This window comes from Polaribacter batillariae (assembly GCF_017498485.1).
Classification (GTDB): Bacteria; Bacteroidota; Bacteroidia; order Flavobacteriales; family Flavobacteriaceae; genus Polaribacter; species Polaribacter batillariae.
Map to the genome: position 1 here is coordinate 443,189 of NZ_CP071795.1, position 23,712 is coordinate 466,900.

At 29.8% G+C, this 23,712-nt stretch carries 30 protein-coding genes and 1 pseudogene; 15 read left to right on the top strand and 16 right to left on the bottom strand.

The window, feature by feature from the left end; genetic code table 11:
* Window positions 1-4 precede the first annotated feature (4 nt).
* Together JL193_RS02045 and JL193_RS02050 are read right to left on the bottom strand one after the other, a co-directional pair.
* Window positions 5-541, bottom strand: a complete 537-nt coding sequence (locus tag JL193_RS02045; RefSeq protein ID WP_207972251.1) for a TlpA disulfide reductase family protein — start codon at window positions 539-541, stop codon at window positions 5-7.
* A gap of 234 nt (window positions 542-775) precedes the next feature.
* Entirely contained in the window at window positions 776-1,558 is a 783-nt protein-coding gene (locus JL193_RS02050) for a S1/P1 nuclease (protein WP_207972252.1), read from the bottom strand.
* Window positions 1,559-1,680: 122 nt separating this feature from the next.
* Here JL193_RS02050 and JL193_RS02055 point away from each other — a divergent pair, with 122 nt between their 5' ends.
* The 4 genes from JL193_RS02055 to JL193_RS02070 all read left to right on the top strand — a co-directional run bounded on the left by JL193_RS02055 (window position 1,681) and on the right by JL193_RS02070 (window position 4,367).
* Entirely contained in the window at window positions 1,681-2,541 is an 861-nt protein-coding gene (locus JL193_RS02055) for an SPFH domain-containing protein (RefSeq protein ID WP_207972253.1), read from the top strand.
* Window positions 2,542-2,787: 246 nt separating this feature from the next.
* The gene (locus tag JL193_RS02060) at window positions 2,788-3,285 is read left to right on the top strand and encodes a hypothetical protein (protein ID WP_207972254.1); all 498 of its coding nucleotides are present in this window, start codon (window positions 2,788-2,790) and stop codon (window positions 3,283-3,285) included.
* A complete protein-coding gene (locus tag JL193_RS02065) occupies window positions 3,278-4,201 on the top strand; it encodes an alpha/beta hydrolase (RefSeq protein WP_207972255.1) in 924 nt (307 codons plus the stop codon). The genes JL193_RS02060 and JL193_RS02065 overlap by 8 nt, the downstream gene beginning before the upstream one ends.
* Window position 4,202: 1 nt before the next feature.
* Window positions 4,203-4,367 carry a type II toxin-antitoxin system antitoxin gene (locus JL193_RS02070; protein WP_207972256.1) on the top strand — a complete coding sequence of 55 codons (165 nt, stop codon included), beginning with the start codon at window positions 4,203-4,205 and terminating at the stop codon, window positions 4,365-4,367.
* 175 nt (window positions 4,368-4,542) lie between these two features.
* Here JL193_RS02070 and JL193_RS02075 read toward each other — a convergent pair whose 3' ends face one another.
* The 7 genes and pseudogenes from JL193_RS02075 to recF all read right to left on the bottom strand — a co-directional run bounded on the left by JL193_RS02075 (window position 4,543) and on the right by recF (window position 8,052).
* The gene (locus JL193_RS02075) at window positions 4,543-4,860 is read right to left on the bottom strand and encodes a type II toxin-antitoxin system RelE/ParE family toxin (RefSeq protein WP_207972257.1); all 318 of its coding nucleotides are present in this window, start codon (window positions 4,858-4,860) and stop codon (window positions 4,543-4,545) included.
* Window positions 4,851-5,093 carry a hypothetical protein gene (locus JL193_RS02080; protein ID WP_207972258.1) on the bottom strand — a complete coding sequence of 81 codons (243 nt, stop codon included), beginning with the start codon at window positions 5,091-5,093 and terminating at the stop codon, window positions 4,851-4,853. Before JL193_RS02080 ends, JL193_RS02075 begins: the two co-directional genes overlap by 10 nt.
* Window positions 5,094-5,268: 175 nt before the next feature.
* Window positions 5,269-5,350 (bottom strand): annotated as a pseudogene (locus tag JL193_RS17540) (AbrB/MazE/SpoVT family DNA-binding domain-containing protein); the annotation flags it as partial.
* A 174-nt stretch (window positions 5,351-5,524) separates the two neighbouring features.
* Window positions 5,525-6,136, bottom strand: a complete 612-nt coding sequence (locus tag JL193_RS02085; RefSeq protein WP_207972259.1) for a helix-turn-helix domain-containing protein — start codon at window positions 6,134-6,136, stop codon at window positions 5,525-5,527.
* Window positions 6,109-6,384: a type II toxin-antitoxin system HigB family toxin gene (locus JL193_RS17050; protein ID WP_367890039.1), complete on the bottom strand. Its 276-nt coding sequence runs from the start codon at window positions 6,382-6,384 to the stop codon at window positions 6,109-6,111. The genes JL193_RS02085 and JL193_RS17050 overlap by 28 nt, the downstream gene beginning before the upstream one ends.
* Before the next feature lie 202 nt (window positions 6,385-6,586).
* A complete protein-coding gene (locus JL193_RS02095; RefSeq protein WP_207972260.1) occupies window positions 6,587-6,883 on the bottom strand; it encodes a DciA family protein in 297 nt (98 codons plus the stop codon).
* An 89-nt stretch (window positions 6,884-6,972) separates the two neighbouring features.
* Window positions 6,973-8,052, bottom strand: coding sequence for a DNA replication/repair protein RecF (gene recF, locus JL193_RS02100; RefSeq protein ID WP_207972261.1), 1,080 nt, complete (start codon window positions 8,050-8,052; stop codon window positions 6,973-6,975).
* Between the two features lie 115 nt (window positions 8,053-8,167).
* Here recF and JL193_RS02105 point away from each other — a divergent pair, with 115 nt between their 5' ends.
* The 7 genes from JL193_RS02105 (at window position 8,168) to JL193_RS02135 (ending at window position 14,514) form a co-directional block, all read left to right on the top strand.
* The gene (locus JL193_RS02105) at window positions 8,168-8,935 is read left to right on the top strand and encodes a tetratricopeptide repeat protein (protein WP_207972262.1); all 768 of its coding nucleotides are present in this window, start codon (window positions 8,168-8,170) and stop codon (window positions 8,933-8,935) included.
* Window positions 8,936-9,006: 71 nt separating this feature from the next.
* Window positions 9,007-9,513 (top strand): 6,7-dimethyl-8-ribityllumazine synthase, encoded by a 507-nt coding sequence (ribH, locus tag JL193_RS02110; protein WP_207972263.1) that lies wholly within the window; start codon window positions 9,007-9,009, stop codon window positions 9,511-9,513.
* Window positions 9,514-9,803: 290 nt separating this feature from the next.
* Window positions 9,804-10,079, top strand: a complete 276-nt coding sequence (locus JL193_RS02115) for a riboflavin synthase subunit beta (protein WP_207972264.1) — start codon at window positions 9,804-9,806, stop codon at window positions 10,077-10,079.
* On the top strand, window positions 10,079-11,893 hold the full coding sequence (gene mutL, locus JL193_RS02120) for a DNA mismatch repair endonuclease MutL (RefSeq protein ID WP_207972265.1): 1,815 nt from the start codon (window positions 10,079-10,081) through the stop codon (window positions 11,891-11,893). The genes JL193_RS02115 and mutL overlap by 1 nt, the downstream gene beginning before the upstream one ends.
* Before the next feature lie 2 nt (window positions 11,894-11,895).
* Window positions 11,896-12,642, top strand: a complete 747-nt coding sequence (locus JL193_RS02125; RefSeq protein WP_207972266.1) for a rhomboid family intramembrane serine protease — start codon at window positions 11,896-11,898, stop codon at window positions 12,640-12,642.
* Complete coding sequence (locus JL193_RS02130) at window positions 12,642-13,496, top strand: rhomboid family protein (RefSeq protein WP_207972267.1); 855 nt, start codon at window positions 12,642-12,644, stop codon at window positions 13,494-13,496. Before JL193_RS02125 ends, JL193_RS02130 begins: the two co-directional genes overlap by 1 nt.
* A gap of 1 nt (window position 13,497) precedes the next feature.
* Window positions 13,498-14,514, top strand: a complete 1,017-nt coding sequence (locus JL193_RS02135; protein WP_207972268.1) for an endonuclease/exonuclease/phosphatase family protein — start codon at window positions 13,498-13,500, stop codon at window positions 14,512-14,514.
* 67 nt (window positions 14,515-14,581) lie between these two features.
* Here the strand turns inward: JL193_RS02135 and JL193_RS02140 are convergent, their stop codons facing one another.
* From JL193_RS02140 to JL193_RS02150, 3 genes are all read right to left on the bottom strand, one after another.
* A complete protein-coding gene (locus JL193_RS02140) occupies window positions 14,582-15,475 on the bottom strand; it encodes an IS982 family transposase (protein WP_207970412.1) in 894 nt (297 codons plus the stop codon).
* Between the two features lie 427 nt (window positions 15,476-15,902).
* The gene (locus tag JL193_RS02145; RefSeq protein WP_207972269.1) at window positions 15,903-16,232 is read right to left on the bottom strand and encodes an antibiotic biosynthesis monooxygenase family protein; all 330 of its coding nucleotides are present in this window, start codon (window positions 16,230-16,232) and stop codon (window positions 15,903-15,905) included.
* Complete coding sequence (locus JL193_RS02150) at window positions 16,229-16,723, bottom strand: GNAT family N-acetyltransferase (RefSeq protein WP_207972270.1); 495 nt, start codon at window positions 16,721-16,723, stop codon at window positions 16,229-16,231. The genes JL193_RS02145 and JL193_RS02150 overlap by 4 nt, the downstream gene beginning before the upstream one ends.
* 39 nt (window positions 16,724-16,762) lie before the next feature.
* Here JL193_RS02150 and mtaB point away from each other — a divergent pair, with 39 nt between their 5' ends.
* Genes mtaB through JL193_RS02170 form a run of 4 tightly spaced genes read left to right on the top strand, consistent with a single transcriptional unit; the run spans window position 16,763 to window position 20,479 of the window.
* Window positions 16,763-18,097 (top strand): tRNA (N(6)-L-threonylcarbamoyladenosine(37)-C(2))-methylthiotransferase MtaB, encoded by a 1,335-nt coding sequence (gene mtaB, locus JL193_RS02155; protein WP_207972271.1) that lies wholly within the window; start codon window positions 16,763-16,765, stop codon window positions 18,095-18,097.
* Between the two features lie 6 nt (window positions 18,098-18,103).
* Window positions 18,104-18,850, top strand: a complete 747-nt coding sequence (locus tag JL193_RS02160) for a DUF6438 domain-containing protein (RefSeq protein ID WP_207972272.1) — start codon at window positions 18,104-18,106, stop codon at window positions 18,848-18,850.
* 2 nt (window positions 18,851-18,852) lie between these two features.
* Complete coding sequence (locus JL193_RS02165; protein ID WP_207972273.1) at window positions 18,853-19,512, top strand: alpha/beta hydrolase family protein; 660 nt, start codon at window positions 18,853-18,855, stop codon at window positions 19,510-19,512.
* Between the two features lie 46 nt (window positions 19,513-19,558).
* The gene (locus tag JL193_RS02170; protein WP_207972274.1) at window positions 19,559-20,479 is read left to right on the top strand and encodes a lytic transglycosylase domain-containing protein; all 921 of its coding nucleotides are present in this window, start codon (window positions 19,559-19,561) and stop codon (window positions 20,477-20,479) included.
* Between the two features lie 121 nt (window positions 20,480-20,600).
* On the opposite strand, the gene JL193_RS02175 is transcribed toward JL193_RS02170, so the two are convergent.
* The 4 genes from JL193_RS02175 to mnmA all read right to left on the bottom strand — a co-directional run bounded on the left by JL193_RS02175 (window position 20,601) and on the right by mnmA (window position 23,565).
* Complete coding sequence (locus JL193_RS02175) at window positions 20,601-20,792, bottom strand: cold-shock protein (protein WP_207972275.1); 192 nt, start codon at window positions 20,790-20,792, stop codon at window positions 20,601-20,603.
* 186 nt (window positions 20,793-20,978) lie between these two features.
* Complete coding sequence (locus JL193_RS02180; protein WP_072554651.1) at window positions 20,979-21,170, bottom strand: cold-shock protein; 192 nt, start codon at window positions 21,168-21,170, stop codon at window positions 20,979-20,981.
* A 114-nt stretch (window positions 21,171-21,284) separates the two neighbouring features.
* Complete coding sequence (locus tag JL193_RS02185; RefSeq protein ID WP_207972276.1) at window positions 21,285-22,226, bottom strand: NAD(P)H-dependent flavin oxidoreductase; 942 nt, start codon at window positions 22,224-22,226, stop codon at window positions 21,285-21,287.
* Window positions 22,227-22,377: 151 nt separating this feature from the next.
* The gene (gene mnmA / locus JL193_RS02190) at window positions 22,378-23,565 is read right to left on the bottom strand and encodes a tRNA 2-thiouridine(34) synthase MnmA (RefSeq protein WP_207972277.1); all 1,188 of its coding nucleotides are present in this window, start codon (window positions 23,563-23,565) and stop codon (window positions 22,378-22,380) included.
* Window positions 23,566-23,712: the final 147 nt, after the last annotated feature.

Sequence of the window (23,712 nt, forward strand, 5' to 3'; positions counted from 1 at the left end):
TTTTCTAAGGATTTAAAAAGGTTTGTACTTCTTTTTCTAACGTTTCGTATTTAAAAGACTGTTCGTAAAACATTCTCTTATTTTTACTATAAATTAAGGTGGCTGGTATGGCTCCAGACCAGTTTTTGTCAATTGCTTTTATCCAAACATCTTCGTTTACATCGTCTAATAAAATTACTTCTGATTGTAAATTTTTCTTTTGAATAAAAGGAATTAGTTTTTTTTCTGCTTGTTTCGGAAAATCTAAACTCACTAAAATAACCTCTACATTTTTACCTGCATATTGCTTACCCAATTTTTCGAAGTATGGCAATTCCTTTACACAAGGGCCACACCAAGTTGCCCAAAAATTAATAACGTAAATTTTATCGTCCTTTTTTTCTAACAAAGGTTTTAGCTCACTATAATTGTAAGATTTTACTGTTATTTTATTTTCTTGTACAACAGTTTCTTTTTCAACTTCTTTTTTTGCCACACTTTCTTTCTTGCAAGAAAAAGACATCGCTACAAAAAGACCTACAAATAATACTTTCCACTTCATTTATTAAAATTACGAATAAATTAAATAAGTTGTTAGTATTTAACGCATCCTTAACAAATAAAGTGGTAGATGAGATTTAAACACGAATTTCACGGCTTCACAAGTGTTGTGTGGGTTTTCCACGAAGTTTCACAGAAAACTACAAAAAGATTCGCAGAGTAGAGTATTTTTTTCTGGAGCTTGTATTGAGCAGAGTCGAAATAAGAATTAAAGGGGATTTAAAAAGAGTGCTATCTAGCAAAAAATATCATTCAATATTTTTGCCAATCGAATTCCCCCTACTTGTAATTGATTTCTTACGGTTTTAAAATGGTCGTAAGAATATCTATAACGTAAATTTTCGCCTACTTTAACAGATTTATAAATTTCTCTGGTTAACACATGCACTTCGTTTACCCAATCTTCAATAGTTCCTTTTTCTATGGCTTTAATTTGTTTTTTAGATAAATCTTTTGCGTTGTCTGCCAATTCTAAATAACTCATATTCCATTCTTCAATCATTTTTGTGTCCCAAACTGCGTGCAAATTGGTTCCTTTTCCAAACCATTGAACTTGAATGGTATTTCCTCCTTTGTCTTCTTTTTGCCCAATATGCATAGGCTGATGTAAATCGCCTACAAAATGAATCAACAATTTTAAATAAAATGCTCTGTCTTTATCTGAACTTTTTTTATCCTTTAAAACTGCAATGCACTTTTTTATTCCGGTTACTAAATCGCCTTTCGGATTTTTCTCTGCTTCTGCATATGTTTGGTTTAAATCCATATTTACATAATGCCATGGAAAAAATTCGCTGTATTTTCTATCGGACTTTATTTCATCTGCAAATGTAGATACAAAAGCCAAGCTCTCGCCTTTTAACAATTTGTCTATTTTCTTTTTTGCTCTTCTTTTTAAATATTTTTCGGCAATTTTTCCAGTGGCTCTATGGCCATTTTGCCCCCAAAAGAAAGTTTCTTCTGTAGCTGGTTTCGAAAAGAAAAGGAAAGACAATAGAACTGCGATTTTAAGTTTCATTAGTAAAAATATTTATAATTCTGTGCGAAGTTATAAAAATAAATACATCATTATTTGGAAATATCAAAAAATTATTTATATCTTTATGATATCAAATTAATATCATTTTAAATCAACTACACATGAAAGCAGAGAAAATTATCAAACTTGCAAACGGTTACTTAATGTTAGTAATTATTACTGTATTATTTTTTGGAGGAATAATTATGGTTATTAAAACCGAAAACCCTCTTTATCTATTGGCTACTTTGGTCGGTTTTATTGGTTTCTTTGGGTTTATTCTCGTAAACCCAAATACTTCTAAAGTTATTTTATTATTTGGAAAATACGTTGGAACGATAAAAGACAACGGTTTATACTGGGCAAATCCTTTATACAGAAAAAAAACGATTTCTTTAAGAGCAAGCAATTTCGATAGCGAGCGTTTAAAAGTAAACGACAAATTAGGAAATCCAATTATGATTTCTACCATTTTAGTTTGGAGAGTTACAAATACCTACAAAGCCGCTTTTGATGTAGATAATTACGAGAATTTTGTACGCGTACAAACAGATGCTGCTGTTCGTAAATTGGCAAGTATGTATCCTTATGACAATTTTGCTGATGAAGGTCATGATGAAGATATTACACTACGTTCTAGCGTTAACGAAGTTTCTGAAGCCTTAGAAAAAGAAATTGACGAACGTTTAACAATCGCTGGAATTGAAGTTTTAGAAGCAAGAATTGGTTATTTAGCGTACGCTAACGAAATTGCTTCTGCCATGTTAAAAAGACAGCAAGCAACTGCAATTGTTGCTGCAAGACATAAAATTGTGCAAGGTGCAGTAGAAATGGTAGAAATGGCTTTGGAAGAATTGAATAAAAAACAAATTGTAGAGTTAGATGAAGAGCGTAAAGCTGCCATGGTTAGTAATTTATTAGTTATTTTATGCGGTGACAAAGAAGCCTCACCTGTTGTAAATGCTGGAACTTTGAGTCATTAATTACAGTTAGCAGTTAGCAAAAATAAAAAATATAACTGTCATTTCAACATTAGAAGAAGTCTCTAATTTGATACTAAATATAAAAAGTAAAAGAATACAAAGTAGTTACCTTAAAATAAGAATTAGAAATCGAGTTCAAAAATTGGAAGATTTATTAAATCAATATGCCAGAGAAGGTTGGGCTTTAAAAGAAATGCCAACCAATTGGAATACTATTTGTACTAGAAAGAGATAAAAACAGATAAAATGAAAGTTTTTATAGAAGAGCAACGTTTTACCCAAACATGGCTAATTGTATTAATGGCAGTGAGTTTAATTGTTCCTTTATACGTTATGGGAAAAGAGTTTTTTAATGAAAACTCTAATATGAGTTCCATAGAATTTATTGTAACCATTTTAGCAATTGTTTTTTCTGTAGGATTCATCTTTCTATTCAAACTAAAAACCAGAATTGATGAAGTTGGAATTCATTATCAATTTTTACCTTTTCATTTTAATTATAAAATTATCAAATGGAATGAAATTGAAAAAGCTACTGTAAGAATTTACGATCCAATAGGAGAATATGGTGGTTGGGGCTTAAAAGGTGGTGCTTTTTGGAACAAAGGAAAAGGAAAATGTATAAATGTTTCTGGTGATATTGGCATTCAATTAGAGTTAAAAAATGGAAAAAAATTATTAATTGGAACTCAAAAAAAAGAAGAAGCAACTCAGGTTTTAAAAAAATATATAAATAATGATTAGAATTATAACATATTTAGCGATATCCATTTTAGGTGTTTTTGTTTCGAATGCACAAATAAAATCCGAAGAAATTACCATTAATAATCAAGTAATTCAATTACCTGGAACTTTAACTTTTTCTGAAGAAAAAACACCTTTAATTATTTGGGTGCATGGTTCTGGAAATGTAGATAGAAATGGAAATCAAACTGGTACACCTGTAAAAGCGAATTATATAAAACAATTTAGAGACGCTGTAAATAAAAATAATATTGCTTTTTTTAGTTATGATAAAAGAACAGCCAATACTAAAAACAAAGAGTTTTTAAAAGATACTCAAATAAAAGATTTTGTTTTTGATGTTCAAGAAATAATCAACCATTTTAAAAATGACAAACGTTTTACAAAAATCATTTTAGTTGGTCATAGCCAAGGTTCTTTAATAGCAATGTTCGCTTTAGAAAATGTAGATAAATACATTTCTATTGCTGGTACTGGAGAAGCTATAGATAAAACTATTGTAAAACAAATTGGTAAAAACAACCCAACTTTGGCTGAAGCAGCACAAGAACAATTTGATTCTTTAAGGGTTAATGGTAAAATTTCAGTTGTAAACCCATTTTTAATAAGTGTGTTTGCAAAACCAAATCAACCTTTTCTATTATCTTGGATGCAGTTAAATCCTATTGAAGAAATAAAAAAAATAGAAATTCCTACATTAATTATAAATGGCGATAAAGATTTACAAGTAAGTGTTGAAGATGCAAAACGTTTAAATGAAGCAAACAAAAAAGCTGAATTGGTAATTATTAAAAACATGAATCATGTTTTAAAAACAATTGAAAAAGACGAAGACAATATGAAGTCTTACTATTCAGCAGCATATCCTATTTCAAAAAAACTCATTGAAACAATTGTTCAATTTGTAAAAAAATAACATGGCAAAAAAGAAAGCTTTCGCGTTGCGAGTTAACGAAGATATGATAAAAGCCATTGAAAAATGGGCTTCAGATGAATTTCGTTCTACTAACGGACAAATAGAATGGATGCTAATGCAAGCTTTAAAAGACGCAAAAAGAGCACCTAAAAAGAAAGAAAAATAACCTTAACAATAGATTACTAATACGTAATTTTCGTTTTAAAACAGATAAGCATTTTACCCTTTGTCTTTTGGTGCAAGTTGATAATTATTGACTAAAACAGAAGCTGAGATTTGAAGGATTTTTTCTAATTCTCTAATATACCAACAATAAATTATATACGACTTGGCAACTGGCTTTATTTAGTTCGTTTTATTTTTGGAGGATTTTGTCTCGTATCAAAAACGTCATTAATTTCAACCCTATTTTCACTTTCGTTTATCCAATAAATTACTTTGTAATTTTTATAAACTAAATACCTAAACTCTTGTTTTCGTTGTTTAAGAAGTTCTTCAGTTTGTCCAATTTTTGGTTGTTGTTTTAACTTCAGAGTTTCTTCGTAAATTGCATTAACAATTTTTTTTGCAACGGTAACGCTCGCTTTTTTCTTGTAATATTTAAAAATATTTTCTAACTCTTTTTCGCTAAATTCAGTCCAAAAAATAGTTAATTCCATTCTTCGATTTTGGATTTTAAGTCACCAGCACTTATTAATCTTCCGTTTTCAGAGTCTTCCATAGACTTATCAATTCGATTATTGAACTCCTCAACAGTCATTGGTTTAAATTCATCTGGATTTGATGAGTAATCTTCTTTTCTTAATATGGCTTCAAGTCTAGAAATTAAATCCTCACTTTTAACTTTAAGAAAATCTTGTATAAACTCTATTTTTCGCGTTTGAATATCCATATATTTAAATATTTTATCAAAGATACAAATTTTTCATTTTTATATTCAATATTTTTCAATCGGTAATGTTTTTTAGCTTATTGGCAACGTCTTTATGTATGGAAAACAGCAGGATAAAAATGCTATGACTTTCAATTTTTTAATTTATTAATAAGGATAGCAGAAAAGCAATTACTTTTATATTATATTTTTCCAAAAATAGTCTTGCTTAAACGCAGACCTTTAGAATTTTTGATTTTAATAATTGCTGTTTCCACAACTCTATATTTGTAATTACAAAGTTGTTACGAACTATTTAATTCGCAAAGTTTTTTTGTATTAATAACAACGAATTTGTGTATGATTAGTGGCGTGTTTTAAGCACCTAATTTAGCAAATATAAACCGAATAGAAAATCCGTAAGAATTTTCGTAAGTAGGCTTGAACTAGCATTATACACGGCTTTGTTGGGCAATATAATTTTCTAAATTTAAATCCTTTTTCGTTAATTTAATTCGGTTTTTTGGAATTGATTTTAAAGTTTTTCTTATGTGTAAAACTTTTTCTTCTTTTATAAAAGTTGGAATTAAATTTTCAAGTTCAATTTTGAATAAACGATTTATAATTATCAAATCTTCTTTCGAAAATGGTCTTATTCCGTTTATTAATTCAGAAACATAGCCTTTTCTATGACCTAAAATTTTCGCCAAGTCAGTTTGGTTTAAACCGCTTTCTTTTAGTTTTTTACGAATAATCTCCTTTCTTTTAGAGTAAAAATTACTTTCCGCTTGTACAATTTGTTCTGCTAAATCACTTTCCTTAATTTGTTCATTAGTAATATTCTCACTGCTTGGCCAATTCTTATCTTCATAATCTTTTATTAATTTTGATAAGTGTTTTCTCAAAACTTGATAAGATTTATTTTCTTTAGCTAAAACTCTCAATTTTAGGAATAAATTGGTTGCTTTTTCAACTTCTAACTCACTATTCAAAGAGCTAATTTTTTCTATATTTTGAATTGAAAATTTTTCCATAATTAAATCAAATTGTGGTTTTTCAACCATTTTTCTACTGTTTTTTTATTTCCTTTAAATGTTTTATCATATTCTTGATGATTTCCTGTCCAAACAATTGTAGCTTCTAAATCGTCAAATACGATTAAAATCATTGTCCTGTGAATACTAATGTTAAAGAAATAGAAGCCTTCCGAATGAACATTATCAGCGTCAGGTCTAGCTTCTTTTATTTCAAGAGGATTTTTCCATTCTGCCTTTTCAATATCTTCAATTAGTTTCTTAATTGCTTCAGACAGCTTTTTATTTCCTTGATTCTTTTTTTCAAGTTTTAAAAGCTTTCTTTTGTTTAGTAAATTTAAAGTTCAAATAATTTACTGCAAATACAGTAAAAAAGTTCCACTTATTATAGAACTATATTTTCGTTCTTTTATATTGTCCAACAATTATTATAAGAATACTCCCGATTATTTTTACCAAACTATTTTTTGATAAAATTACCTAAACCAGCAATAATTTTTCTACAAGTTCATCTCCCAATTCTTCATTCATCAATTTTATAATTTTTTCTTTTCCATAGCCTAATTCTTCTCGTAAAACAGAAGACGTTAAACTAATTATTAACGTTTTATTTTGCAGTTTTACAGAGGTAGTATGGATGGCAACTCCTGGTCCCATCATTTTTGTCCAAGCTTCTTCTACTCTAATTTTTTGCATTCCTTTGCTTAAATTATTCTCTTTAATAAAATGCTGCATTAAATCTTTTACCGAAAAAGAATCGTTCTCTCTTTTTGACATGAATTAGTTTTTAGTACTGAGTATTGAGTATTGAGTATTGAGTATAAAATTGCCTTAGAACTTTGTGAGAAAAAACCTCTAACTTTTAACTAAAGTTTAAAAATTTGATACGGTTTGTTACTCTGTTTTACAATATTTTCTGTTCTTTCTGCATGTGTATCTGTAATAAAAATTTGTCCGAATTCGTCGTTATTTACCAATTCTATAATTTGCAACACCCTATTTTCATCTAATTTATCAAAAATATCGTCCAACAACAAAATAGGTATTACATTCGACTGTTGCTTTATAAACTCGAACTGAGCCAACTTGAGTGCAATTAAATACGACTTTTGTTGCCCTTGTGAACCAAATTTTTTAATTGGATACGCTCCTATTTCAAAACTTAAATCGTCTTTATGAATGCCTGATGTTGTGTATTGTAAAATTTTATCTTTTTCTAAAGATTTTTGCATTAAATCTTGCATCGAAAAATCGTGTAACTGGCTCTTATAAATCAAATTCACACGTTCTTTATCCGCAGAAATAATTTGATATTTTTCATTAAAAATAGGTATAAATTCTTCTAAGAAAGCTTTTCTAACTTCGTAAATTCTAGAACCATAGTCTGCCAATTGCGTATCGTAAACACTTAAATTTAAAGCATCGAATGTTCTATTGGCTGCAAAATATTTTAACAACGCATTTCGCTGACTTAACACTTTATTATAAGCAATTAAATCTTGTAAATATTTTTTATTTTGTTGAGAAATTACACCATCTATAAACTTTCTTCTCGTATCACTACCTTCTGTTACCAAATCTCTATCTGCTGGAGAAATAATAACCAATGGTAATTGCCCTATGTGCTCCGAAAATTTGTCGTAACTTTTTCCGTTTCGTTTGAGCACTTTCTTTTGTCCTTTTTTTAAGCTACAAACAATTTTCTCGTTTCTATCGTTTAAAAGATAATCTCCTTCTATCATAAAAAAACCTTCTCCATGTCTAATATTTTGAATTGCGACCGAATTAAAGTAGCTTTTCGCAAAAGAAAGGTAATAAATGGCATCTAAAACATTGGTTTTGCCAACACCATTATTACCCACAAAACAATTAATTTTCTGTTGAAAATCAAAAGATTGCGACTCGATATTTTTAAAATTCACTAAAGAAAGTTTCTGTAAATACATAAATAAAAAATGTTCTTAAAAACGAATTGCAAATTATTGAAAATTTTGCGAATTATTGCCTTTTAAAATCCAATTAAAAAAACTATTTTTGTCGCCACTAATTTTTTAAGTAAATATGGCAACATACAAGAAGAAATATAAACCAGAAGGAAAAAAAGAGCAACAAAATGTTGACAATATGGAGAGTACAACTGCAGAAGTATTTAATACTTTAGATGAAACTGCGTCGAAATCCGAGCAATGGATAGAAAAAAACAGCAAACCGTTGTTTTACTCTTTAGTTGCTGTTGTTGTTATTTTCTTAGCTTATTTAGGATATAATAAATACATTGTAGAACCAAACGAGTTAGAAGCTTCTAACGAATTGGCATTTCCAAGAAAATATTTCGACGAAGCTGCAACTGCAGGTTCTGGAATCGATTCTCTATTAAATTTAGGTTTAGAAGGTGTAGATGGTAAATATGGTTTTTTAGACATCGCTCAAAAATATAGTGGAACTGATGCAGGAAACTTAGCCAACTACTATGCTGGTGTTTCGTATTTACAAATGAAAAACTACGAAAAAGCAATTGAATATTTAAATAAATTCGATTCAGATGATGCCTTATTAGGCCCAGTATCTTTAGGAGCTATTGGAGATGCTTTTGCAGATATCGATCAACTAGAAGATGCTTTAGATTATTACGAAAAAGCAGCCAATAAAAAAGAAAACGCATTTACAACACCTTTATATTTATACAAAGCGGGTCAAACAGCAATGCAGTTAAAGAAGTTCGATAAAGCTGAATCTTTATTCACAAAAATTAAAGAAAACTACCCAAATTCCGACCAAGGTAGAGACGTAGAGAAATTTATTTACGCAGCAAAATACGCTGGTAAATAGTATGCAGTGTACAGTCTCAGTAAGCAGTAAACTTACTGTAAACTGCAACTGAAAACTGAAAACTAAAAATTATGGCTACAACCAATTTATCTTATTACGATAAAGCAACCATCCCAAATGCGAATTCTTTTCGATTTGGGATGGTTGTTTCTGAATGGAATCCAGAAATCACAAAAAACCTTCAAAAAGGTGCAATTGAAACTTTAATAGACTGTGGTGCTTTAAAAGAAAATATAATTTCTTGGAACGTTCCTGGAAGTTTCGAATTGGTTTTTGGTTGCAAAAAAATGATTCTATCGCAACAAGTAGATGCCATTATTGCCATTGGAAATGTTATTCAAGGAGAAACCAAACATTTCGATTTTGTTTGTGAAGGTGTAACACAAGGTATTGTAGATTTAAATATCAAATACGACGTTCCTGTTATTTTTTGTGTCTTAACAGACAATACCAAACAGCAATCTCTAGAAAGATCTGGTGGTAAATTAGGTAATAAAGGAATTGAATGTGCTGTTGCAGCAGTAAAAATGGCGGCTCTAAGAAACATAGGAAGAAGTAAAGAAAACATCGGTTTTTAAATTTTACTCTCCTGCAAGTTTTTTCTAACCTTATAGGTGTTATTTGGTTTTTATTGATACCTACAAGGTTAAAAAAAACCTTGCAGAAGGGGGTTCTATAAAATATTGCTTTGCCAACTCTGCGAAAAAACTTAGTGCCTTTGCATTTAAATCGTCACAAATAATTTAAGAATACTTTTGGCTTCATTCTTTGAGAAATTCCTTTAATTTCTTTAAATTTGAAATGCTTTAAAATTGGTACAAAAATTGATTTATCAGAAAATCTATATTCACCAATTATTTCTAAAACTATGGGATTTTTAAAACGTACAAACAAAAAATTTGATTATCAACCTCGTTATTATAAAGGAGAAGGAAACCCTTTTAAAATCGAGCATAAACTAGATCGATTTAGAAAAACTGCAGGTAAAAATAAAGGAATTAAAGGCAAGTTTAGTGATGCTATGGAAGATTTAAAAAATTCTGACAAAAGCGTAAACAAAACACTTTTAATAATTATTGCAGTTTTAGTATTCATTTTTTTATACATCATCGATTTCGATTTATCTATATTTAAAAGAAATTAATGTCAGACATTATTCAACTTTTACCAGACCATGTTGCCAACCAAATTGCTGCAGGAGAAGTCGTACAACGCCCAGCTTCTGTTGTAAAAGAATTGTTAGAAAATGCCATAGATGCTGGTGCAACAAACATTACATTATTACTTAAAGATGCTGGCAAAACGTTAATTCAAGTAATAGACAATGGTAAAGGAATGAGTGCCACAGATGCTAGAATGTGTTTTGAAAGACATGCAACCTCTAAAATCCAAAAAGCAGAAGATTTATTTAACTTATGCACCAAAGGCTTTCGTGGAGAAGCATTAGCTTCTATTGCAGCCATTGCACATGTAGAGTTAAAAACAAAACAGAAAAACGAAGAATTAGGCACATGTATTAAAATTGAAGGAAGCAAAGTTGTTTCTCAAGATTTTATTTCTACAAGTGAAGGCACAAGTTTAGCCGTTAAAAATCTGTTTTATAACATTCCTGCAAGACGTAATTTTTTAAAATCAGATACCGTAGAAACCCGGCATATTATCGACGAATTTCAAAGAGTTGCTTTGGCACACCCAAATATTACTTTTTTGTTACACCATAATAATAATGAAATATATCATCTAAAAAATAGCAACCTAAGAAAAAGAATTGTAGCCGTTTTTGGTGCCAAAATGAACGAAAAACTAGTTCCTATTAACGAAAATACAGACATTCTTAAAATTGATGGTTTTGTAGCAAAACCAGAGTTTTCTAAACGAAAACGCGGAGAACAATTTTTCTTCGTAAACGATCGATTTATAAAAAGTTCTTATTTAAACCACGCTGTTGTAAATGCATTCGATGGTTTGTTAGAACAAGGCTCACATCCCTCCTATTTTTTATATTTAACCGTTCCTACAAGTTCTATAGATATTAACATTCATCCTACAAAAACAGAAATTAAGTTCGATAACGAAAAAGCTTTGTATGCCATGTTAAGAGCGACTGTAAAACACAGTTTAGGTCAGTATAACGTAGCACCTGTTTTAGATTTTAATAGAGATGCGAATTTAGATGTACCCTACCATTTTAAATCGAATGGAAAAACAGCCAGTGTTCCTAAAATTTCTGTAGATCCCGATTTTAATCCTTTTAAAGAAGAAAAACAGGAAGGTATTCGCTTTCCGTACAAAAAAGAAAAAACAAACCAAAGTTGGCAATCTTTATATACATCTGTAGAAACTGAAGAAAAAACACCTCAAGAAAATTTATTCGAACATCAAGAGGAAGCAAAAACGCAAAAAACATTTCAAATACAGCGTAAATATGTGTTGAGTTCTATAAAATCTGGTGTGGTTTTAATCAACCAGACTTTGGCGCATCAACGTGTGTTGTACGAACAATTTTTAGAAAGTATTACCATTAAAGAGGCCAATAGCCAGCAATTATTGTTTCCTGTAAAAATTGCATTTTCTTCGGCAGAAATAGAAATGATTTATACCATTAAAAACGAGTTAGAAAATGCAGGTTTTTCGTTTGATGAATTTACAAAAGAGAGTGTAACCATCAAAGGAATTCCGGTTTCAGTAACCGAAAGTAAAATTACCATCATTTTAGAAGAATTGTTAAACGACATCGATTTAGAAGTTCCAGATGCCAGTTTTAGTCATTTTGATGTGATGGCGAAATCGTTTGCCAAAACATTATCTATAAAAACAGGTACATTATTATCGGAAAAAGAGCAAGAAGGTTTGGTTAACGACTTGTTTTCTTGTAAAGAACCAACCATTTCGCCTTTTGGAAAAGCAACATTTAAAACATTAACATTACACGAAATTGATCATTTATTTAATAGTTAAAAATGAATAACAGAATTACAGATACAATTAAACATCTAATAATAATTAATGTTATTTTCTTTATTGCTGTAAAAGTAGTTGGGTTAAACCTTTATGACCAATTGGCAATTTGGTTTCCAGAAAACGATCATTTTAAAGTTTGGCAAGTATTTACTCATATGTTTATGCATCATCCTACTTTTTATTTACATATTATAATGAATATGTTTGGTTTGTGGATGTTTGGTACTCCTTTAGAACAAAAATGGGGAAAGAAAAAATTCTTGTTTTTCTATTTTTCTGCAGGTCTAGGCGCTGTATTATTACCATGGGCTATCGATTTTTATCAATTTAATTCTTTAGTTGAAAAATTAGTTGCTAATGGGTTTAATAAATTAGAAGTTTTATCAATTTTAAATGAGGGAAAATACAACACAGGTTGGGAAAATATATTATCATCTCAAGGTTTAGATACACTAACAACAATATTTTATACTAAAAGTGTTGGGGCTTCTGGTGCTATTATGGGATTATTAGCTGCTTTTGGAATTAATTTTCCTGACTCTAAACTTGCCTTAATTTTTCTACCAATTCCTATTGCTGCAAAATATTTTATTCCTGTTCTATTAGGTTATGAAATGTTATCTGGAATTTTTGGTTGGTCTTCTGTTTTTGGTATTAATGTAGCTCACTTTGCACACTTAGGTGGTGCTATTGTTGGAGGTTTAATCGCTTGGTATTGGAAAAAAAATCAATTTAAAATAAATTAATGAGTATTATAAACGACATAAAATCGCGTTATAAAGGTGGCAATATTGTAGAAAAACTTATCTATATTAATATTGCTGTTTTTGTTATCACATTACTAATTAGTATTTTACAAGGATTGTATAATAATGAAGGTAATTTTATTGTAGAATGGTTTTCTTTAGATGACGACTACAACACTTTATTTATAAAACCTTGGACCATTATTTCTTATGGTTTTTTGCACGGAGGTTTTATTCATATTTTATTTAATTTAATAGCGCTTTATTTTATCGGTAATTTATTTATCCAATATTTTACACAAAAACAATTGTTAAATTTCTATTTATTAGGAACTCTTTCTGGCGGAATATTGTATGTTTTTAGTCAAAATTATTTTCCGATTTTCGAAGGAAAATCTTCTTATTTAGTTGGAGCTTCCGCAGGAATTTCAGCCATTTTTATAGGAATTGCTACTTATATGCCTAATTATCAATTAAAAATTCCTTTAATCGGTTTTATAAAGGTTTGGCATTTGGCAGCAATTTGGGTGGGTTTCGATATTTTAGGTTTAATTGGCGACAATGCTGGTGGTAATTTTGCGCATTTAGGTGGCAGTTTGTTTGGTTTTTTATACGTTTATAAAGCAAGTAATAAAGAACTAAATCTTTGGGGTAGCATTTCTTCTTGGTTCGAAAAGAAAGAAAAGCCTTTAAAAACGGTTCATAAATCTGGAAATAAAAAACAACAAAAATCAAAAAATAATACCCCAAACCAACAACAAATTGATGCAATTTTAGATAAGATTAGCAAATCTGGTTACGACACGTTAACCAAATCTGAAAAAGAATTTTTATTTAAACAAGGCAAAAGATAACATGAAAAACTTATCCTTTATAGACAAGATTTTCTATTTATTAAATTCGCTGCTAGCAACTTTATTGTTACTATCTTATTTGTTGCCCTTTATTTCTCCAAGTACAATTCCGTTTTTTGCAGTTTTAAGTCTTTTTGTGCCTGTTTTAATTATTATAAACCTTGTTTTCTTTGTTTATTGGTTAATTAAATTGAAAAAACAAGCCTTTTTATCTGCATTTGTTTTAATAATTGGCTGGTTTTCTTCACCACCTTTTTATAAAATTTCAAGTAGAAGCTCGTCTTTAAACAGCGATGTAAAAGTAATGAGTTACAATGTAAAAGCATTTGATTTATTTACCAACAAAAAAAATGATGCCGAAACCGAAAATACTGGTTTTACTTTCATTAAAGATAAAGACCCCGATATTTTAGCAATTCAAGAATATTATCAATCTACAAAAATACTTCTTTCTTATCCTTATAAATTTATCAAAAGAAAAAACGACAAAGGAAAATTCGGAATGGCAATTTATTCGAAATATAAAATTGTAAACTCTGGATCTTTAGATTTTAAAAACACCTCTAATAATATTATTTATGCTGATGTTGTAAAGCAAAAAGACACCATTCGTGTGTATAATTTGCATTTAGAGTCGTTAAGAATTAAACCGAATGAAGAAAATTTTGGACAAGAAAATTCTGAGAAATTACTAAAAAGAGTAACCAATTCTTTTAAAAAACAAGTCGAACAAACCAACTTATTTTTAACGCACGAACAACAATGGAAAGGCAAAAAAATTATTTGTGGCGATTTTAACAACACTGCTTATTCTTGGGTGTACAACCAAATTACAAAGAGTAAAAAAGATGCCTTTACAGAGGCAGGCCAAGGTTTAGGGAAAACATTTAATTATTGGTTTCCTATGAGAATCGATTTTATTTTAACGGACGAAAATGCGATTGTAAATCAATTTAAATCTTTTTCCGAAAAATTTTCTGACCACTTTCCTATTCAAGCAAAAATTAATTGGAAATAATTATACCATTTACCATTTGAAAATCCTGTAATAAATCGCCTTTTTTTCCTTTCTAACCTGAGTTCGATTAATAAATTGTCAACTGATTAGACTTTACAGTCTGATATTTTATAGCAGGTTTTTTTGGTAAAAAGCTATATGCAATAAGACCTGCGATTATGTTTGACAAGAAATTAGTAAAACTTCTATGTCTAGAATGTTCAATTTGACAAATATTTTTGAGTTCGTCATTTACGGTTTCAATAACAGAGCGTTTACGCAGTAAAATTTTATCACTCATTGTCATTAAAGAATTCTTCATATTGTTTTTAATATGAGTAATTAAATGCAATCCATCAGCAAAAAGTAACTGCATTAAATCTTTTCCAACATAACCTTTGTCCGCATATAACTTACCATAAATTTTATCTAAAAAAGACTTCTTTTTTAATGGCGTTCTATCATCAACATTAGCTTGGGTTATGCAGAAGTTTAGGATTTCACCTTTATCATTTATAACGATATGCAATTTAAAGCCATGGAACCATCCTATAGTGGATTTTCCAGTGGTTGCAATGCCTTTAAATACTTTATTATTCTTAATTCGTTTGGGGCTGCAAACTCTAACAGGTGTAGAATCTACAAAAGAAATACCCGTAGAATTACCTAAACAACATGTCTTTAAAAATAAAGTCATTGGCATGAGGTTTTGCTGCATGAGTTCTGTAAATCTATTGTATGAAACTGTAGCTGGGAAATCATCTTGCATATGCTTTTGCAAGTAATACACGTAAAAGTGTTTAAAGGTCCTAAAACCACTAAGCTGAAACAAAATGGTAATGGTAATTACCTCGCTATTTGACATAACACTGGGACGTTTTGATGGATTGCCTAAAAGGTGTTTACTGACTATTTGGTCATATTCTTTACAAAATTCATCAACAAGACAGAAAATTTCAGTAATTTTAGAGTAGATTATCATAGATAGATTTTTAGATTAATAAATTGAAATTCAATACTTTAATTTACTGAAAATCTATCTTTTTTACTAGAAAAAAATGCCTAAATTTTAATCGAACTCAGGTTTCTATTTCAAAATAAAAAAAACCGTAGCTAAGGCTATGCTTTCTTTTTCTTCTTTATATAAACGTGAGTTCGATTTAAAAAACACTGTTTATCAAATAGTTATGGCTTTTCTTCTTTAAAAAAACGACCATTTCGACCTCATGGAGAAATCTTAGACTAAGCATAAGATTTCTCAACTACACTGCGTTTCGTTCGAAATGATAATATACTGGTTTTTAAATAGATATTACGAATGTTATATCGAACTCACGTTAGAAAGAAAAAAATCATCAATTTCTTTTCCAATAATTTCAAACAATAACTGGTATAAACATGGTAAAAAATTAAACCTCTAAGTTCTTTTCAAACCCATATTCTCGTTCTACTTTACAAATTCGTAGCTGGTATTTTTTGTACCATTTTTCTCTTCCTAAACCTCTAGCTTCTGTGTGTTCGATGTTGTTTTTCCATGCGACAATATCTTCTAAAGTTTGCCAGTAAGAAACTGTAATTCCTATTTCGTTTCTTGCAGATTCTAGTCCTAAATACCCTTTTTGCTGTTTTGCTAAAAGTTCCATTTTCTTAGACATTTCCACATATCCAGAAATATCTTCAGTTAAAATAGTTGAGAAAATTACAGCATAATAAGTTGGAGTTAAGTGGTTTACCATCATAAAATTAATTGGTATTTTGTTTCTTTTAAATTGTTATCGTTCACAAACTCATCAACAACTATAAAATTACATTTCTTTAAGATTTTTGCAGATGCTATATTGTTATCAACCACATAACCAATTATTTTAGGTTTTTTTAATTTTTTACAATAAGAGATCAAACCTTTGCAAATTTCTAACCCAAAACCATTATTCCAATATTTTTCTAAAAAACGATAACCAATTTCATCATCTGCTCCATCTTTTACCAAAGCAACTGTACCTACAAATTCTTTACGAAGTTTGTTTTCGACTGCATAAATCCAAAAATTGTTATTTTTTTTATCGTACTTTTTAAGCAAATCGTTAAGTTCTTTTTTATTATCAAGAAAGTTTTTTACTTCTCCTGTAGCATATTTTAATACATTAGAATTGCTTTCTAACTCGTGAAAGCCTTCTAAATCATCAATAATTAGCTTTCTAACAATTAACCTTTCTGTTTCAAAAATCATGAATAAAATCGTACTTTTGTCAGTGCTAAATGTACAAGAATGAATGCAAAAAAAAAAGTTGCTTTTTACACTTTAGGATGCAAATTAAATTTTTCGGAAACTTCTACCATTGCTCGTAATTTTGTAAACGAAGGTTTCGAACGTGTAAATTTCGATACAAAAGCAGATGTTTACGTGATAAATACCTGTTCTGTTACAGATAATGCAGACAAGCGTTTTAAATCGATTGTAAAAAACGCTATAAAGAAAAACGATGAAGCATTTTTAATTGCTGTGGGTTGTTATGCGCAATTAAAACCAGAAGAATTAGCTAATGTAAATGGTGTTGACTTGGTTTTAGGAGCTACAGAAAAATTTAACGTGACCAGCTATATTAACGATTTAACAAAAAATGATGTTGGCGAAGTCTATTCTTGCGAAATTTCTAATGCCGATTTTTACGTAGGCTCCTACTCTATTGGCGACAGAACTCGCGCATTTTTAAAAGTACAAGATGGTTGCGATTACAAATGCACCTATTGTACCATTCCATTGGCAAGAGGAATTTCTAGAAGCGATACTTTAGAAAATGTAATTACCAATGCCAAAGAAATAGCATCCAAAGGAATTAAAGAAATTGTTTTAACAGGTGTAAATATTGGCGATTACGGAAAAGGCGAATTTGGTAACAAAAAACACGAACACACCTTTTTAGAGTTGGTAAAAGCATTAGATAAAGTCAATGGAATTCATAGACTTAGAATATCATCAATAGAACCCAATTTATTAAAAGACGAAACCATAGATTTTGTTTCGAAATCGAATTCTTTTGTACCACATTTTCATATTCCATTGCAGTCTGGAAGCGACGAGTTGTTAAAGAAAATGAAACGAAGATATTTGCGTAAAACTTATACAGATAGAGTTGCTAAGATTAAAGAAGTTATGCCAAATGCGTGTATTGGCGTAGATGTAATTGTAGGTTTTCCTGGTGAAACAGACGAACTTTTTCTAGAAACTTATAATTATTTAAACAACTTAGACATTTCTTATTTACATGTTTTTACCTATTCTGAAAGACCCAATACAGAAGCCATAAATATGGAAGGCGTAGTTGCAAAAAAAGTACGTGCCAAACGCAGCAAAATGTTACGAGGTTTGTCTGCCAAAAAAAGAAGAGCTTTTTATGAATCGCAGTTAGGAAATACGTTAATAGCACTTTTTGAAAGCGAGAATAAAGAAGGATATATTTATGGTTTTACAGAAAATTATGTAAAAGTAAAAACACCCTGGAACCCTAATTTGGTAAACACTTTACACACAATAACCCTTACAGAAATTGATGATGATGGTTTGGTAAGATTCAACTTTGCGAAAGAAAAAGCACTACTGTAAAACGCTATGAAAATTTATTCCATTTTAATATTCCTATTCATTTTAAGTTGTCATCAAGCTAAAAGTGTAAAAGAAAAAAACAACGAACAAAAACCGTCTGTTGGTAAAGAAGTGGAAGCTGTGAAACTAAAAAAAGAAATTTTATATACAAATTTGTTAGTTGTTTTAAAAAACCCCGAAGATTTTAATAAAATTAAAACCGAGTTAAAAAACAGCAATTTATCTATCGACAAAATAATTGCTAACAACAAAACTTACAAAGCCGTAACTGTAAAAGTTCCTGCAGATAAAACTTCTTTTTGGATTGATAATTTTACTAAAACGGGTAATTTTTCTTCGGTTGAAATAAATACCGAAACTGCTTTAAAGAAAGTTAATTACTTCTCTAAAAAAAGATTGGTAAGCGTTGTAAAAACGCCTTGTTTTGGAGATTGTCCTGTTTTTGAAGTTACTTTTTTTAAAGACGGAAATGTATATTTTTGGGGTAAAGAATACACTTTGGTAAAAGGTTTTTATAAATTTAAGTTAAAAGAGCCTCTATTAAAAAAATTGAATAATTTATTAAAAAAAACAACGTTTAAAAATTTTGAAAGCGCTAAAAATTCCGAAAAATTAAAAGACTATTCAAACACATTTATTACTTATAATGATGAGAAATTAATGGTAAAAGTTTGGATAGACATTCCTGATGAAATTGCTATTGCTTACGATTACATCGAAGGAATTTTAATTGAAAAAAAATTAATTGAATAAAGATGAAAAAAATCCCTATATATTTTGTTCCAGGATTGGCGGCAGGTCCCGAAATTTTCGAAAACTTAGAATTAGATCCCAAAAAATATCGTTTTTATTATTTAAAATGGATAAAACCTTTGGCATTAGAAGAAGACATCGATAACTATGCCTGTAGAATGAGTGACGAAATTAAAGAGAAAAATCCGGTTTTAGTAGGAGTTTCTTTTGGTGGAATTATGGTACAAGAAATGGCAAAATTTGTAAACCCTAGAAAAGTTATTATTATTTCTAGTATTAAAAATCAAGAAGAACTCCCAAAAAGATTCAAGTTTGCAAAATTCACAAAGGCTTATAAACTTTTTCCAACTGTTGTTGTAGAAAATTTCGAAGAATATGCACGCTACTTTTTAGGAAAATCTTTAAAGAAAAAAGCAATCTTGTATAAAAAATACCTTTCTGTTAGAAATAAAAAATACTTAAAATGGTCTATTTACAATATTATTAAGTGGCAGCAAATAAACCCATTAAAAGACGTTGTTCATATCCATGGTACAAAAGACACTGTTTTTCCATTAAAAAACATAAAAAATGCTATCGAAATTAAAGGAGGTACTCATGCAATGATATTAACAAAGGCTAAAAAAATATCTCAAATTATTGATGACGTTTTAACTTGTTAAACCAAAGTCATTTTCATATTTTTATGCTGTAAAATTGTAAAAATATATGAAAACTCCTCAACGTTATTTATCTCTATTAAGTGTAGCTATTGTTACTGCTGTTTTTTTTAATGCCATGCAAAAAACGGACACAAGTATTCCTACAGGTACAGATCCACAAACGCAAACGCATCCAATGTATAAGATAAAATCTTTAAAACTTCCAGAAAATTTAAATCTGGCTGGAGAAAGAGTGCCCATAGAGATTAAAGATGTGAAAGAGCGAATGGAAAGAGAATTATTGGTAAATACCTACTGGCAATCTAATGGTTTGTTGCTTATAAAACGTGCGAATAAATACTTTCCTGTTTTAGAACCTTTATTAAAAAAATACGGTTTACCAGACGATTTTAAGTTTTTAGCCTTAGCAGAAAGTGGTTTTATAGATGAAACTTCGTCTGCAGGAGCTGCAGGAATGTGGCATTTTATGAGAAAAACAGGAAGAGAATATGGTTTAGAAATAAACAGCAATGTCGATGAACGCTACCATATCGAAAAATCTACCAAAGTTGCTGCAGAATATTTAAAAAAATCGAAAGAACGTTTTAATTCTTGGACATTGGCTGCAGCTGCATATAATGCTGGAAATTATGGAATTGCTAAACGATTAGCAGCACAAGAGATAGATAATTATTACGATGCAAAACTACCTGATGAAACAGAAAGATATGTATTTAGAATTTTAGCTTTAAAAGAAATTATCTCGAATCCTAAAAAATATGGCTTTGTATTCGAAAAAGAAGATTTATATACTTTAGAAAAAACACGAACGATAAAAGTAGATACTGCAATTTCTAATATTATTCATTTTGCCAAAAAATTTGGTATGAATTATAAAGAGTTTAAAATTTATAACCCATGGTTAAGAGAGAATAAATTAAATAATAAAAGTAGAAAATTGTACGAGATTAAAATTCCTGTAAAGTAATGCTATTTATTATTCCGAAAAAAACTTTCTTTCCCTTTAAGAGTTGCCCACATAAAAAAAGCCTATCAAAAAAAAATTGATAGGCTTTTTGTTTAAAAAATTAACTAGTAATAAATATATATTATAATACTTTTACGTTTACTGCGTTTAATCCTTTTTTACCATCTTGTAAGTCAAATTCAACTTCGTCGTTTTCGCGAATTTCATCTACTAATCCTGACACATGTACAAAATGCTCTTTGTTGTTTCCTTCTTCAGTGATAAATCCGAATCCTTTAGACTCATTGAAAAATTTTACGGTACCTTTATTCATAATAATAATGTTAAATATGCTGCTTGTTTAATTACGAACAACATTTATTGAGTTGCAAAGATAGTGCCATTAATTGGAAAAATGCATTCTTATATCAATTAAAATAAAATAGAAAGCATAAAAAAAGCCTATCAAAAATTTGATAGGCTTTTAGATAAAACTTTAACTAGTAATAATAATATATAATTATATAACTCTTACGTTTACTGCGTTCAATCCTTTTCTTCCATCTTGTAAATCAAATTCAACTTCATCGTTTTCACGAATTTCATCAATTAAACCTGAAACATGTACAAAATGTTCTTTGTTGTTTCCTTCTTCAGTGATGAATCCGAATCCTTTAGATTCATTGAAAAATTTTACGGTACCTTTATTCATTGTAATAGTATTAAATGTGTTGTTTGTTTAATTACGAACAACGTTATTGAGTTACAAAGGTAGTGCCAATAAATTTAATTCACAAAAAATATTACAATTTAATACAAAATTAACTTAAAAACTGTTTACTAGGGTTTTAACTTCGTTAAATTCTTTAATAATACTGTCTAAAACTTCCTTTGCTGGTTTTATTTCGTGGATTAATCCTGCAATTTGCCCTATTTCTAATTCGCCTTCTTCTAAATCTCCTTCAAACATTCCTTTTTTAGCGCGTGCTCTACCCAATAGTTCTTTTAGTTGTTGTAAAGATGGTTTTTTCGAATATAGTTCTTGTACATCGTTATAAAATTTATTTTTTACCAAACGTACAGGAGCTAGCTCTTTTAAAGTTACATGTGTGTCGCCATCTTTTACGTTTACAATCGTTTGTTTAAAATTTTCGTGAGCCGAAGATTCTTCTGTTGCTGCAAATCTGCTTCCTATTTGAACGCCATCTGCACCTAAAACCATGGCTGCCAACATTCCTCGTCCAGAACCAATTCCTCCAGCTGCAATTACCGGTATTTTTACTTGCTCTTTTACCATGGGAATTAGTGTAAAGGTAGTGGTTTCTTCCCTTCCATTGTGTCCTCCAGCTTCAAAACCTTCACAAACTACGGCATCTACACCAGCTAATGCAGCTTTTAAAGCAAATTTTACAGAACTTACCACATGCACTACTATAATTTTTTTTTCTTTTAAAAAAGAAGTCCAAGTTTTTGGATTTCCAGCAGAAGTAAAAACAATTTTTACATCTTCTTCGATAAGAATATCCATAATTTTTTCGATATCTGGATACAACATAGGCACATTTACTCCAAAAGGTTTGTGTGTGGCTTTTTTACATTTTTGAATATGTTCACGCAAAACTTCTGGATACATAGAACCTGCACCAATTAAGCCCAAACCACCAGCATTAGAAACTGCAGATGCCAGTCTCCAACCAGAAACCCAAATCATTCCTCCTTGAATTACTGGATATTTTATGTTGAAAAGTTTCGTAATTTTATTTTCCATTATCGTTTTATAATTTTAAAAATTTTCTTCTGAAACCCCCAGATATCTTCTTGTTAACTGTAAAAAAAAATAATTAATAGAAATGGTATGTATTTTATAATTCTTTAAATGAATTATAAAAATATTATTTTAACTATGCAAGAAAAAGTTTTTAAGAAATAACTCCAGAACCTAACAATTCTTCGTTTTTATACCACGCCACAAATTGCCCTTCTTGAATGGCAGATTGTTTGTTTACAAACTGCACATACAAACCATTTTGTACTTTGTGTAAAGTCGCTTTTTCTAAAGCTTGCCTGTAACGAATTCTGGCTTCCACTTCCATTGTTTCTCCTGGTTTTAAAATTAAATCTTCTCGAATCCAGTGAATTTCTTCATTAGAAACCAACAAGGTATTTCTGTACAAACCTGGGTGGTTTTTTCCTTCTCCAGTATAAATAGTGTTGGTGTTTACATCGGTTTCTATAACATATAAAGCTTCTTTTGTGCCACCAACATTTAAGCCTTTACGTTGTCCTTTTGTAAAATAATGTGCGCCTTGATGTTTGCCTACTATTTTACCATCTTCTTCTAAATACTTAAATTTTGTTGCGAAATAATTAAGTGTAGCTTCTTTGTTTTCGAACTTTGGCGTCTCTTTTATATATTGAGAAAAATCTGAAGGGATTTGAACAATATTACCTTCTTTGGGCTGTAATTTTTGTTGTAAAAATTCTGGCAAACGAACTTTACCAATAAAACATAAACCTTGCGAATCTTTTTTTTCTGCTGTAATTAAATCGGCTTTTTTGGCAATTTCTCTAACTTCTGGTTTTGTTAATTCGCCAATTGGAAACAATGCTTTTGCTAATTGCTCTTGCGAAAGTTGACATAAAAAATAAGATTGATCTTTGTTGGTGTCTTTTCCGGCTAATAATTTATAAATTGGTTTTCCGTCGATAATTTCTTCGGCTTTTCTACAATAATGCCCCGTTGCAACATAATCTGCGCCTAATTTTAAGGCAATGTCCATAAAAACATCGAACTTAATTTCTCGATTGCAAAGTACATCTGGGTTTGGCGTTCTTCCTTTTTCATATTCCGCAAACATATAATCTACAATACGTTCTTTATATTCTTCGCTTAAATCTACCACTTGAAACGGAATTCCGAGTTTTTCGGCAACAATCATAGCATCGTTACTGTCTTCTAACCAAGGGCATTCATTGGAAATTATTACAGAATCGTCGTGCCAATTTTTCATAAAAAGCCCAATAACTTCGTAACCTTCTTCTTTTAATAAATGTGCAGTAACACTAGAATCTACACCTCCAGAAAGACCTACAACTACTCGTTTCATTCTTATTTTTTTTGAAGGTGCAAAGTTACAAATTAGAATTTTATTGCGATATTATTTATCACTTGAAATAAAACCACTTTTTTTTGCAGAATTATTAGAAAAAGTAGCTGTTGAATTGTAGATTTTAGAACTAGCTAAAATTTCTCG